We start from the raw sequence: 14,478 nt of genomic DNA, 5'->3' as shown, positions 1-14,478 counted from the left end.
CCCGGACGAATGAAGCAGACTCAGTTCTGATCGCGTGATGTTACGCGTGTCCGGCTTGGCCCTTCAAGGGGCCAATGGCGCCATCGCACTGTGCCTGACGGGCGATGCCGGCGTTCGCCGCCTTGCCCTCAAATTCATGTCATGGCGCCGATGCGACATCCACTGGCCTAAACAATTTTGTGGCTTTGACGCGCAGATTCTCCAGCGAGACCCAGCCTCGACGGACTATCAGTTCTGTCACGCAGCGCCGACAGTCCACGCAAGCGCCGGTCAGGCAGCGCGGGCTGGCGCGGCTTTAGCAAGAGGTCAGTCTTCCTTGACAAGTTTTCCCTTCACCGAGGCCATGCCGATCCAGTTTCAGGCGCCGCTGCCGAAGGCTTGCGAGGTTGTGGTCATCGGCGGCGGCGTCATCGGCGTCACCACGGCCCTGTTCCTGGCGCGGCGCAACATTTCGGTGACATTGCTGGAGAAGGGCCGCATCGCCGGCGAGCAGTCGTCGCGGAACTGGGGGTGGATCCGGCAGCAGGGTCGCGATGCCGATGAACTGCCGGTTGTCATCGAAGCGCAACGCCTCTGGCGGCAACTGGCCGAGGAGTGCGGCGAGGACATCGGACTGAAGCAGACCGGCGTTACCTATCTTGCGCGAACGGACAAGGAGATGGCCGGCTTCGCCAAGTTCTTGGAAGTAGCCAAGAGCCACGGCGTCGACACGCGTCTGCTCGACCAGGCAGAGACAGCCAAGTTTATCCCGGCCATGTCGCGCTCTTTCAAGGGCGCAATGACCACCCCATCGGACATGCGCGCCGAGCCCTGGGTCGCGGTGCCGGCACTTGCCCGCCTGGCCGCCCGTGAGGGCGTCACGATTATCGAGAATTGTGCGGCGCGCATGCTCGACTTATCGGCCGGACGCATCAGCGGGGTCTGGACCGAGCAGGGCCGTATCGCCACCTCGAACGCTGTCGTGGCAAGTGGTGCCTGGACGTCGCTGTTCCTGCGCGCGCACGGCGTTTCCATTCCGCAGCTCAGCGTCAGGGCGACCGTCGCCGCGACCGGACCCATGCCCGATATCCATGCGGGTGCCGTCGCCGACGACCATATTGCGTTCCGGCGCAGGCAGGATGGCGGCTACACGCTGGCATCCGGAGGCTCCAATCAGCTGTATATCGGGCCTGACGCTTTTCGCCACGCGCGCAAATATGTTCCCGCTCTGATGGCCAATCCTTTTGGCACCCACTATCTGCCAGCGGCACCGCGAGGGTTTCCGGACGGCTGGTCAACGCCACGCAAATGGCACGCGGACGAGGAGAGCCCGTTCGAACGGATGCGCATCCTCAATCCCGCCCCCAAAGCCTCGGCGCTGCGCGATATCGACCGCGAATTCACCGCGCTGTTCCCGCAGTTCAAGACGGTGCCGATCAAGGCAAGCTGGGCGGGCATGATCGATGCGATGCCGGATGTAGTGCCGGTCGTTGATCGTGCCGCCGAAATTCCGGGGCTCGTTATCGCCACCGGGATGAGCGGCCACGGCTTCGGCATCGGGCCCGGCATGGGCCGCGTCGTGTCCGACCTCGTCCAGGGAAACGAGATCGGACATGATCTTCGCAGGTTCCGTCAATCCCGCTTCAGCGACGGCAGCCTGATCAAGCTGGGACCCAGCCTCTAGATCGGGCTGTCCGGCGTCACGGGCCAAAACATCATCTATGCTTTCGGCCATGGCCATCAGGGCCTCATTGGCGACGCCGTCACCGGCAAGATCGTGTCGCAACTTGCCGCCGGTTTGCCGCCTGTGATCGATCTGACGCCCTTCCGGGCGGATAGGTTCTGATTGTTCAGGACACCTCCTTGGTGTCGCAGCAGGCCTTGCATGGGGGAAACGACGTGACCGCAAACACCAGCGCACAGGCCTTGGAGCCGATCGACCCGCAAAGCGTCTACGCCGTGCTGATCTGCGATCTGGTCGGCCTGCGCTTCGGACCCGACGGCAAACCTGACCCGAGCGAGGTGCGCGCGCATATCGAGGCCAAGGGCGGCCGCTTCCACCTGTCCGCACTTGGCGACAAAACAGGCCTCGAACGTGGCCGGGTGCATTTCTTCTACCAGCCGGATCTCAGCACAAGCGACGAGCTGATCCAAGCCGCTGGCGACGGGCGCTATGACGCCGTCATCGCGGCCGCGACCTTCCTGCCCGCCGAGACGGCCTTTGCGCTGGCCGGTGTGCGGATCGGCGCCGGCACCGGCAATATGGGTTCTCGTTCCTGGGGCGGCGGCAGCGGCGAGGGCGGCACCGCTGTGCTGATGAACACGCCGGGCATCAACAGCCGCGCGACGGCGCAGATGGTGATGAAGGCGATCCTGAAAGTGCTGCCGGATCTCCCGGTCGGCTTGCTTCACGACCGGGTGGCGCGCGGCGCTTTCGACACCGGCAGGGAATTGCGTGATTTCCCGACCGAGAAACTCGAAGGCAAGACGATCGCGATCATCGGCTACGGCAATATCGGCAGGGAGGTGGCCAAGCTCGCCCGTGCCTTCGGCATGCGCGTGGTGATCCATGCAAGGCCACGGCACCGCGACTGGATCGAAGCGGAGGGCTTTGCCTTCGCGCCAGACCTTATCGATGCGGCAGAAGGCGCCGATGTGCTCAGCGTCCATGTCGGCCTCGGCAAGCAGGATGCGCAGACCGGCCGCTACGCCAATGCCGGGCTCATCGGCAAGCATGTCCTGTCTCGCATGAACAAGGGCGCGGTGCTGGTCAACTACGATCGCGGCGAGCTTGTCGACGTTGCGGCGCTCGGCGACGCCCTCGATGCCGGGCAGGTGCGCCACGCCGCTATCGACGCCGATCTGTTCAGGAATGTCTCGACCGGCGCTCTTTCAGGCCCGATGCTGCCCTATCTCGACCTCGTCGAAAAGCATGGCGACAAACTCGAACTTCTGCCGCACGCCGCTGCCGATACGGACCATCCCTCACGTGTCGCCGGCGCCAAACAGGCAGTCGACCAGCTGTTCGACGTCATCTGCCGCAAATCGGTGAGCAATGCCAAGGGCACCGTGCCTGCGGATTATCTTTCCCTGGGGGCGACGACGCCCCCAGGCATCGGGCCGGTGACGGCGGATCACCTTCTTAAATTGACCGCCAGCGAATGCTCCGAACTGGCGGATCTCTGCGATCGGCAAAGCCGGTTGTGGAAGGCTTTGGCGGACACGCCGCCAGCAGAACGCGGCAAGGTCGTAGCCGAACAGGGCCAAGAACTCGTCCGGCTGATCGACCGCTTCTGCCTTCTGGCGGAGGGCCTGAACCTCAGAGGTCCTTACCAATAGGCTCGACCTGGCGCTGGAGCAGGCGGAGGGGGCGCTGGCTCAGCACCGGGGGCCGGCCACGATTCGCGCCATCCGCGTCATGTCGGTGCTCATCTCGCGGTCGTCGTCGAGCGGGCTGACCAGCGCGCGCACGGCGGCGAAGGTGCGCTGCGGCCCTTCGCCCATGCTGTCGACGACGCCGCGCAACTCCACGCCGGTGGCGGCGAAGATCAGCTCCATCGCCACGAGATAGCGCATGCGCTCGATGATCTCGGCGGTCTTGGCCACCACGCGTGGCGCCATCGACGACTGGTCCTCGATACCGTCTGAAACGGCGAGCGGGCTGAGCGACATCGGATTGGCCAGGTGCCGGATCTCGGCTTCCAGCGCCGACAATGGTTTCTGCAGTTCCGCATAGCCTTGGCGGCTGCCGCCTCTCGCCGACAGGAAACGCGGCAGTTCCGCTGTTATCGGCGACATCAGCTTCATGCAGCGGTTGGCCGTTCCGACCGCGCAATGCGCCAGCGCCTGGCCGAGCTGCTCCCAGGCCAGCGTCATTGCCGTCAGGTCGAAATTGCCGTTGGAAATCACCCGTTCGCCTTCCGCCAGGATGACGGGATTGTCGCCGGAATGGGTCAGTTCGATCTCTGTCGCCAGCCGCGCCCGTTCGAACGCATTGAGCAGGCCGCCCCAGACCTGCGGCACGCAGCGATAGCTGAGCGGATCCTGCAGACGACGCGCCGCCTTGTCCTGCCACAGACCGCTGCCCGCCAACTCGGCGCGCAGCCGGGCTCCGATCTCGCGCTGGCCGAAGGCCGGCCGCGCAGCCAGCGCATCCTCGTCGATTGCGGTGAGGGAAGAGCGAAACGCCTCGTAGTTGAGCGCCACGGCAGCTAGCGCCCAGTCGATGAGATGGGCGACGTCCTCGAGGCACAGGCATGCCGTTCCAGTCGACAGGCTGTTGGCGACGATGATGGCATGGCCGTCCTTTTCGCGCAGGTCGAGCGGCTCGAGCCCGGCGAGAGCAAGCGCTTCGACGGAGGGCATGATCCTGCCCTGGAACTCCGCTTCGCCATCGCCGCGCAGCGACCGCGCCATATGGCCGAGATGGGCAAGGTCGGCCGCGCCGATCGAACCCCAGGTCGGGATCACCGGATGCACACCGGCATTGAGCGCCGCGACGAGGCCCAGGACCACGCGTTCGGAGGTGCCGGTGCCGCCGGCGGCCATGCCCGAGATGCGCGCGGTCATCAGTGCCCGCACCGCCTCTGTAGGCAGCGCCGGTCCGATGCCCATGCTGTGGCTGAGCGGCACGCTGTGCTGGAAGGCGATCAGGTCGGCCTGCGCGAGCGGCGTGTCGACACAGGCGCCGAGGCCCGTGGTGACGCCGTACATCGGTCTGCCAAGTCCGGTGAGATGCTCGATCAGGGCGCGGCTTGCCCGGATGCGGCGCATTGCCTCCTCGCCCAGCATCAGCCGGGCATTGCGCCGTGCGATCTCGGCGACGTCAGCCACGCCGAGCGGCTTGGCATCGAGCAATACTATCCGGGCTGTCATGTCTCGCCTGTATCCTGTGACCAGATGCCCGGACCAGCATTACAACGGGCGTCGCCGTTTGTGACGGCTCGCAGACGCGACTGCAAGCCATTCCCATTGGGGCAGAGGCGAGACGGCGGCCAGAGCGAGGGTCAGGAAACTATGCCGGCCGCTCGGCGATGGCGTCGGGCACCACAACCAGCTTGCCGACAAAATCCTTGGCGACGAAGTCCGCTTGCGCGCGATGAAAATCGGAGAGCTTGTAGACGCCGCCGACCAGCGGCCGGATCTTCTTCGCCTCGATGTAGCCGACGATGCGGCGGAAATCCGCGCGCGTGCCCTGGCTCGAGCCATGCAGTTGCAGTTGCTTGAGATACATGGTTCTGAGATCGAGCTGGACGACCGGACCGGCGATCGCGCCGGCGGTGGTGTAGCGGCCTTCGGGCCTGAGAATACGCAGCAGGTCGTTGAAGATCGCGCCGCCGACGAGGTCGGCCACCACGTCGATCGGCTGGCCGTTGGTCGCTTCGATCACCGCCTGCGGCAGGTCGGCGACGCCACGGGTGATGACGGCCTCGGCGCCGATGTCGAGCACCGCCTGTTCCTTGCCCTTGCCGACCACGGCATAGGGAATGGCGCCGCGCGCCCGCGCCAGTTGCACGATGCCGGAGCCGACGCCGCCCGAGGCGCCGGTGACCAGCACGCGCTCGCCAGCCTTCAAGCCAGCGCGTTCCAGCATCTGTTCGCCGGTCAGATAGGCGCAGCAGAAGGTGGCGAGCTCGACGTCGCTCATATCCGTGTCGACGACATGCGCATTCTCAGCCGGCACGGTCTGGTACTCGGCATAACCGCCGTCGCGGCCATGGCCCATATAGTCGATGTCGGCGAGTGAATCGTCGTCTCGGTTGTAGATGGAGAAATCGACCATCACCCGTTCGCTGATTCGGTCCGGCGAAACGCCGTCACCGACGGCAACGATGTGGCCAACCGTGTCGGTGCCCTGGATGCGTGGGAAAACAAGCGTGTTTCCCTGCCGCCGCCAGGTCGACACGGCGGCCGCATCCTCTTCCGTGCCATAGGCGCCCTGGCGCACCCAGACATCGGTGTTGTTCATGCCGCAAGCGCTGACCTTGACCAGCACTTCACCAGGTGCGGGCGAAGGCACTTTCACATCGGTGCGGTAGACGAGCTTTTCCGGTCCGCCGTGCCCGGTAAGCAGCACGGCGGCCATGGTGGCGGGGACGGTTCTGGTCATGGCATTCATCGTCGATCTCAAAGATTGGCGAACACGCTTTTCACCGCATCCGCCGTCTTCGAAACAACGATGTCGGCTTCCTCGCGGGTCAGGCAGAGCGGCGGCGCGAATCCCAGAATGTCGCCCTGCGGCATGGCGCGGCCGATGACGCCGCTGGCGGCCAGCGCTGTCGCCACTTGCGGCCCGATCTTCTGCGAAGCGTCGAAGAACACCCGGTCGTCCTTGTCGGCGACGAACTCGACCGCCGCCAGCATGCCGTCGCCGCGCACGTCGCCGACGTTCTTGTGGCTGCCGACGGCCGTGGCGAGCTCAGCACGGAAATAGGCGCCGGTCTCACGGGCATTGGTCACCAGATCCATCTCGTCGATCAGTTCGAGATTGGCGACGCCGGCGGCAACGCAAATCGGATGCGCCGAATAGGTCCAGCCATGGCCGAGCGAGCCGAGCTTGTCGGATCCCTGCACCAGCACCTGCCAGACCTTGTCGGCGACGATGACACCCGACAGCGGCGCATAGGCCGAGGTAAGGCCCTTGGCGATGGTGATCAGGTCCGGCTTGATGCCGTAATGGTCGGAGCCGAACATGGTGCCCAGCCGGCCAAAGCCCGTCACCACCTCGTCGGCGACCAGCAGCACGTCATACTTGTTCAGCACCGCCTGGATCTTCTCCCAATAGCCGGCGGGCGGCGGCACGATGCCGCCCGTGCCGAGGATCGGCTCGCCGATGAAGGCGGCGACGGTTTCGGGGCCTTCGGCCAGGATCATCTCCTCAAGCTTCTCGGCGCAGTGTTGCGAGAACTGCTCCTCGCTCATTGAGCGGTCTGCGCGGCGGAAATAGTAGGGCGCCTCGGTATGCAGAATCGGCTCGCGCGGCAGGTCGAAGGCGTTGTGGAAGAGGTCGAGCCCGGTCAGCGATCCGGTCATCACGCCCGAGCCGTGGTAGCCGCGCCAGCGCGAGATGATCTTCTTCTTCTCCGGCCGGCCCAGCACATTGTTGTAGTACCAGATCAGCTTGATGTTGGTCTCGTTGGCGTCCGAGCCGGAGAGGCCGAAATAGACCCTCGACATGCCCTTGGGCGCGCGGTCGATGATCATCTTGGCCAACGTGATCGAAGCCTCGGTGCCGTGGCCGACATAGGCGTGATAGTAGGCAAGGTTCTTCGCCTGGGTGGCGATGGCATCAGCGATCTTCTGGCGGCCATAGCCGACATTGACGCAATAGAGGCCGGCAAAGGCATCGATGCTCTTCCTGCCATTGTTGTCCCAGACGGTGACGCCTTCACCGCCGGCCATGATGCGGGTCGGGGATTCACCCCGCGCGTGCGTGCCCATATGCGTCGAGGGATGGAAGAAGTGGTCGCGATCCCAGGCGGCGAGTTCGTTGGACTGGTCGAGCATTTTTCTACTCCTTGAGATGTGGCCGGGGCGAGCTTATGCGACGTCCAGGCAGAGATACTTGAGATCGGTGAACGCTTCGAGCCCATGGCGCGAGCCCTCGCGGCCGATGCCGGACTGCTTGACGCCGCCGAACGGGATCGGCGCGCCGGTGATCTTCACCCGGTTGATGGCGATCATTCCATAGTCGAGCGCGCGGCCCAGGCGCTGCTGGCGGGCGCCGTTTTCGGTCACGACATAGGCGATCAGGCCATATTCGGTGGCGTTGGCGCGGGCGATCACCTCGTCCTCGCCGTCGAACGGCGTCACCGCGGCGACCGGTCCAAAAGTCTCCTCGCGCATGATCAGCGCCGCGTCGGAAACGTCGGCCAGCAGCGTCGGCTGGTAGAACAGCGGCCCGGTCGGGTGCCGCTTGCCGCCGACAAGGCATCGCGCGCCTTGGGCTATGGCATCGGCGACCTGCTCCTCGACTTTCTGGACGGCGCGCTCATGCATCAGCGGCCCGATGTCAGTCTTGTCGTCAAGGCCGTTGCCGGTCCGCAATGCCTCGATGCGCTTGGCAAAGGCGGCGCAGAAGCGGTCGTAGATCGGCCGCTGGACGTAGATGCGGTTGGCGGCGAGGCAATCCTGGCCTGATGTCGCGAATTTGGCGTCTATGGCGATACTGACCGCTTTGTAGAGATCCGCATCGGCAAACACGATCAGCGGGGCGTGGCCGCCAAGCTCCATGACCAAGCGCTTCATCGTCGGGGCACTCTGCGCGGCGATCAGCCGGCCGATCTCCGTCGAGCCGGTAAAGCTCATCGCGCGGACGCGTGGGTCCTCGCACATGCGCCCGACGATCGTCGCGGCCTTGCCGGTGACGATGTTGAAGACGCCGGGCGGCAAGCCGGCGCGCTCGCCAAGCTCGGCCAGTGCCAGCGCCGACAGCGGCGTTTCCGAGGACGGGTGCGCGACGATGGAGCAGCCGGCGGCAAGGGCGGCGGCCGCCTTTCGGGTCAACATGGCCGACGGAAAATTCCACGGCGTGACGATGCCGACGACGCCGAGCGGCTCGCGCCGCACCATCATTTCAGCGTTGGGCAGATGGCTGGTGACGCTCTCGGCGTTCAGGCGTTTGGCTTCCTCCGCGTACCATTCGACGAAGGAGGCGGCATAATCGATTTCGCCCAGCGATTCCGGCAGCGGCTTGCCCTGTTCCAGCGTCATCAGCAAAGCGAGGTCGTCTTTCGCGGCGATGATCAGCTCGAACCATTTTCGCAGAATTTTCGAGCGCTCTTGAGGCAGCAGCGATCGCCAGGTCGGGAAGGCGCGGGCGGCGGCATCGATCGCTTTTGTCGTTTGCCGCGCGTCCAGCGCGGCAATGAAGGCGACCGTGCTTCCCGTCGCCGGATCGGTGACCTCAAAACTTTCGGCCGCCTCGCTGGCCGTCCAGTGGCCGTCGACATAGGCGAGTTCGCGCAGCAGCCGGCGGTCGGCGAGGCGGTCGAGCGCCTCATGGCGATGCGAGCGGGCGAAATGCGCGGACATGGTCGAAGCCTCCCGGTTTGGTCTGATGCCGGAGAGTATCCGCCATGCGCGGACAGAGAGGCTGTTTGGGTGCCCTGAAGGAGAGAGATTCTCTCTATTGTGCCGTCTCGGCAGACGATCTCTCCGGCATTACGGCGACGCCGGCAGCAACTCGGAGATGGGAAGCGCGATCTCTTCCTTCACCGTCTTGGTCACGATGTAGGTGAAGTAGCGGTCGATGCCGATCTCGCGCTCGAGCAGGCTGTCGACCAGCCGCTGATAGGCATCGATGTCGCGCGCCATCACTTTGAGCACATAATCGACGCCGCCGCCCACCGACCAGCAGGCGACGATCTCGGGAATGTCGCGGATGACGCGCTCGAAGCGGTCGAAATCGGCCTGGCGGTGGCTGGCCAGCGTCACCTCCATCAGCACGGTGGCAACCGGCGCCACGACGCGCATGGCGATCCTTGCGTGATAGCCCGAAACGATGCCGGCCTTCTCCAGCTTGCGCAGCCGCATCCAGCACGGCGTCGGCGACAGCCCGACCTGTTCGGCCAGCGCCAGCTTGGTGATGCGCCCGTCGCGCTGGATGGCGTCGAGGATTTTGAGGTCGATGGCGTCGAGTTTCGCAGCAGTCATCAGGGCCCACTTTTTCGTCAACAGTACCATGATGGCGCATTATTTCGATTGTCAATTGCACTGATTTCGATCTCTAATAAGTCATGACATTGTGGCAACCCGATCCCGCGCTCATAAGGCGGCCGGCCTATCAATCGCTGGCCGACCAGTTCGCGCGCGCCATCCATGACGGGCGTTTGGCCAATGGCGCGCGGCTGCCAACGCATCGACGGCTGGCCGACGACCTCAAGCTATCGGTGCAGACGGTCAGCCGCGCCTATGAGGAATTGATCCGGCGCGGCCTGATTTCGGGTGAGATCGGCCGCGGCAGCTTCGTCCAGACGCAGCGCCGCGAGCCGGAACCGCCCTATCTGCCGGAGCGTCTTGGCGAGGTCATCGACCTCTCCATCCTGAAGCCGGTCTGCGAGCCGATGCATCTAGAGCGGCTGAAGCAGGCGCTGGGCTGGCTGGCAGAAAACCTGCCGTCGAGTTCGGCCCTGTCCTTCCGGCCCAACATGGTGTTTCCCCGCCATCGCGCCGTGGCGGTCGAATGGCTGAAACTGTGCGGGCTCGATGCTTCCGCGCAGAACATCAGCCTGACCAATGGCGCCACCGCCGGCATGACGGTAGCGCTGATGAGCGTGGCGCCGCCGGGATCGACCGTCGCCACCGAGGCGATCGGCCACCACACGCTGGTGCCGCTGGCGCGCTATCTGGGCTTCAACCTCCAAGGCCTGCCGATCGATGACAATGGCCTGATCCCGGAGGCGCTGGACGAGGCCTGCCGGCTTTCCGACATCCGCGCGGTGTTCGTGCAGCCCTCGGTGATCAACCCGACGGCGACGCTGATGGATGCACGGCGGCGCGAGGAGATCGCCGCGGTTGCACGCAAGCACGACATCGCCATCATCGAGAACGATGTGCTGGGGCCGTTGGTCGAGGACCGGCCGCCGCCGGTCTCGGCTTTCGCGCCGGAACGCACGCTCTACGTCACCTCTTTCACCAAGATCACCGTGCCCGGCCTGCGCATCGGCTACCTCGCCGCGCCCGACCGCTATGTCGCCGCTGTCGCCAACCGGCACCTGGTTTCCAACTGGATGGCGACGCCGCTGGTGGCCGAGATCGCCACCAAATGGGTGACCGACGGTACCGCGATGGACCTGGTGCGCTGGCAGCGCACCGCTCTTCGGCGGCGGCAGGACATCGCGGCGCAAGTGCTTGCAGGGATCGACTACCGCGCCCGGCGCGACGGGCTGCATGTCTGGCTGCAACTGCCCGACGACCGCGCCGAGGAGGGCTTTGTCGCGCAGGCCCGGCTGCAGGGCGTGGCGATTGCACCCGGCACATCCTTCCGCATTTCGGATGCGCCCTGGCATCCGGCGGTGCGCATCTCGCTGGGCTCGACCACCGAAGGGGAACTGCGCGCCGGCCTCGGCGTTGTCACCAAGCTCTTGCTTGGCGATCCCGAGCATCTGCTGCTTGCCATCTAGCGGCGCACTCCTTGGCCCCGATTGCTCAACAATTGTGCGGAATGGGAAATATTGTCATGATATTATTTTCCCAATTGACATGATTTGGCGCGTTCCGCATCGTTAAGGGCACAGGCTTCTCCAGCACGGGGAAATTCATTTGTCCGCACCCATCATCAAGGTCGATGCCATCTCGAAGAGCTTTGGCTCGTTCAAAGTGCTCGACGGCCTGTCGATGCAAGTCATGCCGCGCGAGAAGCTGGCGCTGATCGGTCCGTCCGGCTCGGGCAAGACGACGATCCTGCGCATCCTGATGACGTTGGAGCGCATCGACGGCGGCCACATCCAGATCGAGGGCGAGCACCTCTACCATATGGAGCGCAACGGCCAGCTGTTGCCCGCCGACGAGCGGCATCTGGCGCGGATGCGCCAGAAAATCGGCATGGTCTTTCAGCTGTTCAACCTGTTTCCGCACAAGAGCGTCATCGACAATGTGACGCTGGCGCCGATGCTGACCAAGGGCACGCCGCGCGCCGCCGCCGAAAAGCGGGCGATGGAACTGCTCGACATGGTCGGCATGGCCGACAAGGCCAAGGCGATGCCGGCGCAACTGTCCGGCGGCCAGAAGCAGCGCGTGGCGATCGCCCGCGCACTCGCTCTGCAGCCGAAAATCATGCTGTTCGACGAGGTGACGTCGGCGCTCGATCCGGAACTGGTCGAGGAGGTGCTCAACGTCCTGTGGCGGCTTTGCGCCGAGACCGACATGACCATGCTTCTGGTCACCCACGAGATGGGGTTTGCCCACGACTTTGCCGACCGGGTGCTGTTCTTCGATCGCGGCAAGATCGTCGAGGAAGGCAAACCCGACGAGATTTTCCGCAATCCCAAGCAGGAGCGCACGCAAGGCTTCCTGAAGAAGATCATCGCGGCCGGACATCGCGTCTGACCGCTTTGCGGGGGCGGAAGAACGCCCCAGACAAACCAAGACAAGAAACAAGGAGTTGGGAACAATGAAGAAACTTGGCATTCTGGCCGGCGTCGCCGGCGTGGCACTGACGACGGTTCTGGCCGCCTCGATCCCGGGCTCGGCCGAGGACAGCAAGCTCGAGCAGCTGAAGTCGCAAGGCTTCGCCCGTGTCGCCATCGCCAATGAGCCGCCCTACACGGCGGTCGCCGCCGACGGCAAGGTTTCGGGCGCGGCGCCCGATGTGGCGCGCGAGATCTTCAAGCGGCTCGGCGTCGGCGACATCGTCGCCTCGATCTCGGAATATGGCGCCATGATCCCCGGCTTGAAGGCCGGCCGCTTCGACGTCGTCACCGCCGGCCTGTTCATGAAGCCCGAGCGTTGCGCGGCTGTCGCCTATTCCGAACCGGTGCTTTGCGACGCCGAGGCGATGCTGGTTAAGAAGGGCAATCCGAAGGGTTTCAAGAGCTACGAGGACGTCGCCAAGGACACGTCGGCCACCATCGGCGCGCCCGGCGGCGGCACCGAGGAGAAGCTGGCGCTCAACGCCGGCGTGCCGCGCGAACGCGTCATCGTCGTGCCGGACGGCCAGAGCGGCCTGAAGATGGTGCAGGACGGCCGCATCGACGCCTATTCGCTGCCTGTCCTGTCGATCAACGATCTGATGAAGAAGGCCAATGACCCGAACCTCGAAGTCATCGCACCGGTGCAGGGCGCCCCGGTCTATTGCGACGGCGCCGCCTTCAAGAAGGGCGACGAAGCGCTGCGCGACGCCTTCGACGTCGAGCTCGCCAAGATGAAGAAGTCGGGCGAATTTGCCAAGATCATCGAGCCATACGGTTTCTCGGCCGCCGCCGCCATGTCGACGACACGCGACAAGCTCTGCTCGGCGAAATGACTTTTGCCTTCTCCCCGTTCACGGGGAGAAGGTGCCCCGAAGGGGCGGATGAGGGGCGGCGCATACCTTCATAAGTTCTCGCTGCCCCTCATCTGCCTGCCGGCTTTCGTCGCTCGAAAAGCCAAGCAATTGGCTTTTCGCCCGCTACGCGGACCGCTCCTCAACTCCCCGTGAAACGGGGAGAAGGGACCAAGATCAAACGTTGGAATCTACATGACCCAGTGGTCCGGCTATCTAGGCCTGATATTGCAGGGAGCGCTTGTCACCATCGAGCTGACGCTGATGGGGTCGGTGCTTGCCCTGATCATGGCTTTTCTGGCCGGCATGGGGCGGCTGTCACGCTTCTTTCTGCTGCGGGCGCTCGCCACAGCCTATATCGAATTCTTCCGCGGCACCTCGATCTTCGTGCAGCTGTTCTTCGCCTATTTCGTGCTGCCGCTGATCGGCCTCGAACTGACCCCGCTGCAGGCCGGCGTGCTGGCGCTGGGCCTGAATGTCGGCGCCTATGCCGCCGAAGTGGTGCGCGGCGCCGTGCAGTCGATCGGCCGCGAACAGCATGAGGCCTGCATCGCCCTCAATCTCGGCCGCTGGCAGGGCCTGCGCCACGTCATCCTGCCGCAGGCCTTTCTGGTGATGCTGCCGACCTTCGGCAACAACGCCATCGAACTGCTCAAGGCGACCTCGGTGGTCTCGCTGATCTCGCTTGCCGACCTGACCTTCCAGGCGCAGGTGGTGCGCGCCCAGACCGGCAACACCATGGTGCCGTTCACCACCATCCTGGTCATCTATTTCATCCTGGCGCTGCTCATTTCATGGGGTGTGCGCTCGCTGGAGCGCCGCATGGCGCGCGGCCTGGACGGGGTGCGCGCCTGATGGAATGGGATTGGGATTTTGTCCGGCAGATCCTGCCGACGCTGATCCAGGGGGTGAAGATCACCATCCTGGCGACGCTGCTCGGCTCGGTGCTGGCGGCAATTGTCGGGCTCGGCATTGCACTGGCGCGCCGCTCGCCCAACAAGGCGCTGTCGCGCACCGTCGGCTGGGGCGCCGAATTCATTCGGGGCACACCGCTTCTGGTGCAGCTCTATTTCATCTTCTATGTGCTGCCCGACATCGGCATCCTGCTTCCGCCGCTCGTCGCCGGCGTCATCGGACTTGGGCTGCACTACGGCACCTACACGGCGGAAGTCTACCGCGCCGGCATCGACAATGTGCCGCGTGGCCAGTGGGAGGCCGCCAAGGCTTGCAATCTCTCTGCCCGGCAGACCTGGACGCACATCATCATCCCGCAGGCGATTCCGCCGATGATCCCGGCGCTGGCCAACTATTTCATCGCCATGTTCAAGGAGACGCCGCTGCTCTCGGCGATCACCGTGCTGGAGCTGATGAACCAGGCGAAGAGCGTCGCCAACACCTACTATCGCTACATCGAGCCGATCACACTGGTCGGCGCCTTCTTCCTCGCCATCAGCCTTTGTTCGGTCGTGCTGCTGCGCTGGCTGGAACGCCGTTACGGCAAGATCGAGAGATAGCCG

General features: G+C 64.8%; 12 protein-coding genes. 7 read left to right on the top strand and 5 right to left on the bottom strand.

The features are described 5' to 3' along the window. Positions 1-316: 316 nt before the first annotated feature. Both JG746_RS27565 and JG746_RS27560 read left to right on the top strand, forming a co-directional pair. A complete protein-coding gene (locus tag JG746_RS27565; RefSeq protein ID WP_202355597.1) occupies positions 317-1,663 on the top strand; it encodes an NAD(P)/FAD-dependent oxidoreductase in 1,347 nt (448 codons plus the stop codon). A 215-nt stretch (positions 1,664-1,878) separates the two neighbouring features. Then, positions 1,879-3,318 (top strand): NAD(P)-dependent oxidoreductase, encoded by a 1,440-nt coding sequence (locus JG746_RS27560; protein ID WP_202355596.1) that lies wholly within the window; start codon positions 1,879-1,881, stop codon positions 3,316-3,318. Between the two features lie 39 nt (positions 3,319-3,357). Here JG746_RS27560 and JG746_RS27555 read toward each other — a convergent pair whose 3' ends face one another. From JG746_RS27555 to JG746_RS27535, 5 genes are all read right to left on the bottom strand, one after another. Beyond that, the gene (locus JG746_RS27555; protein WP_202355595.1) at positions 3,358-4,854 is read right to left on the bottom strand and encodes an HAL/PAL/TAL family ammonia-lyase; all 1,497 of its coding nucleotides are present in this window, start codon (positions 4,852-4,854) and stop codon (positions 3,358-3,360) included. A gap of 139 nt (positions 4,855-4,993) precedes the next feature. Continuing rightward, positions 4,994-6,097 carry an alcohol dehydrogenase family protein gene (locus JG746_RS27550; RefSeq protein WP_202355594.1) on the bottom strand — a complete coding sequence of 368 codons (1,104 nt, stop codon included), beginning with the start codon at positions 6,095-6,097 and terminating at the stop codon, positions 4,994-4,996. 8 nt (positions 6,098-6,105) lie between these two features. Then, positions 6,106-7,485 (bottom strand): aspartate aminotransferase family protein, encoded by a 1,380-nt coding sequence (locus JG746_RS27545; protein ID WP_202355593.1) that lies wholly within the window; start codon positions 7,483-7,485, stop codon positions 6,106-6,108. 33 nt (positions 7,486-7,518) lie between these two features. Next, entirely contained in the window at positions 7,519-9,012 is a 1,494-nt protein-coding gene (locus JG746_RS27540; protein ID WP_202355592.1) for an NAD-dependent succinate-semialdehyde dehydrogenase, read from the bottom strand. Between the two features lie 129 nt (positions 9,013-9,141). Then, on the bottom strand, positions 9,142-9,633 hold the full coding sequence (locus JG746_RS27535; protein WP_202355591.1) for an Lrp/AsnC family transcriptional regulator: 492 nt from the start codon (positions 9,631-9,633) through the stop codon (positions 9,142-9,144). A gap of 83 nt (positions 9,634-9,716) precedes the next feature. On the opposite strand from JG746_RS27535, the gene ehuR reads away from it, so the two are divergent. From ehuR to ehuD, 5 genes are all read left to right on the top strand, one after another. After that, complete coding sequence (gene ehuR, locus JG746_RS27530; RefSeq protein WP_202355590.1) at positions 9,717-11,102, top strand: MocR-like ectoine utilization transcription factor EhuR; 1,386 nt, start codon at positions 9,717-9,719, stop codon at positions 11,100-11,102. 139 nt (positions 11,103-11,241) lie between these two features. Then, positions 11,242-12,027, top strand: coding sequence for an ectoine/hydroxyectoine ABC transporter ATP-binding protein EhuA (gene ehuA, locus JG746_RS27525; RefSeq protein WP_274609310.1), 786 nt, complete (start codon positions 11,242-11,244; stop codon positions 12,025-12,027). 64 nt (positions 12,028-12,091) lie between these two features. Continuing rightward, positions 12,092-12,943, top strand: coding sequence for an ectoine/hydroxyectoine ABC transporter substrate-binding protein EhuB (gene ehuB / locus JG746_RS27520; protein WP_202355589.1), 852 nt, complete (start codon positions 12,092-12,094; stop codon positions 12,941-12,943). Positions 12,944-13,156: 213 nt separating this feature from the next. After that, a complete protein-coding gene (ehuC, locus tag JG746_RS27515) occupies positions 13,157-13,816 on the top strand; it encodes an ectoine/hydroxyectoine ABC transporter permease subunit EhuC (RefSeq protein ID WP_202355588.1) in 660 nt (219 codons plus the stop codon). After that, the gene (gene ehuD / locus JG746_RS27510) at positions 13,816-14,475 is read left to right on the top strand and encodes an ectoine/hydroxyectoine ABC transporter permease subunit EhuD (RefSeq protein WP_202355587.1); all 660 of its coding nucleotides are present in this window, start codon (positions 13,816-13,818) and stop codon (positions 14,473-14,475) included. Before ehuC ends, ehuD begins: the two co-directional genes overlap by 1 nt. Positions 14,476-14,478 lie beyond the last annotated feature (3 nt).

Source organism: Mesorhizobium sp. 113-3-3 (assembly GCF_016756495.1).
Lineage (GTDB): Bacteria > Pseudomonadota > Alphaproteobacteria > Rhizobiales > Rhizobiaceae > Mesorhizobium.
Note: the sequence above shows the minus strand (reverse complement) of the source record. Positions and strands in the feature narration are given on the sequence as shown.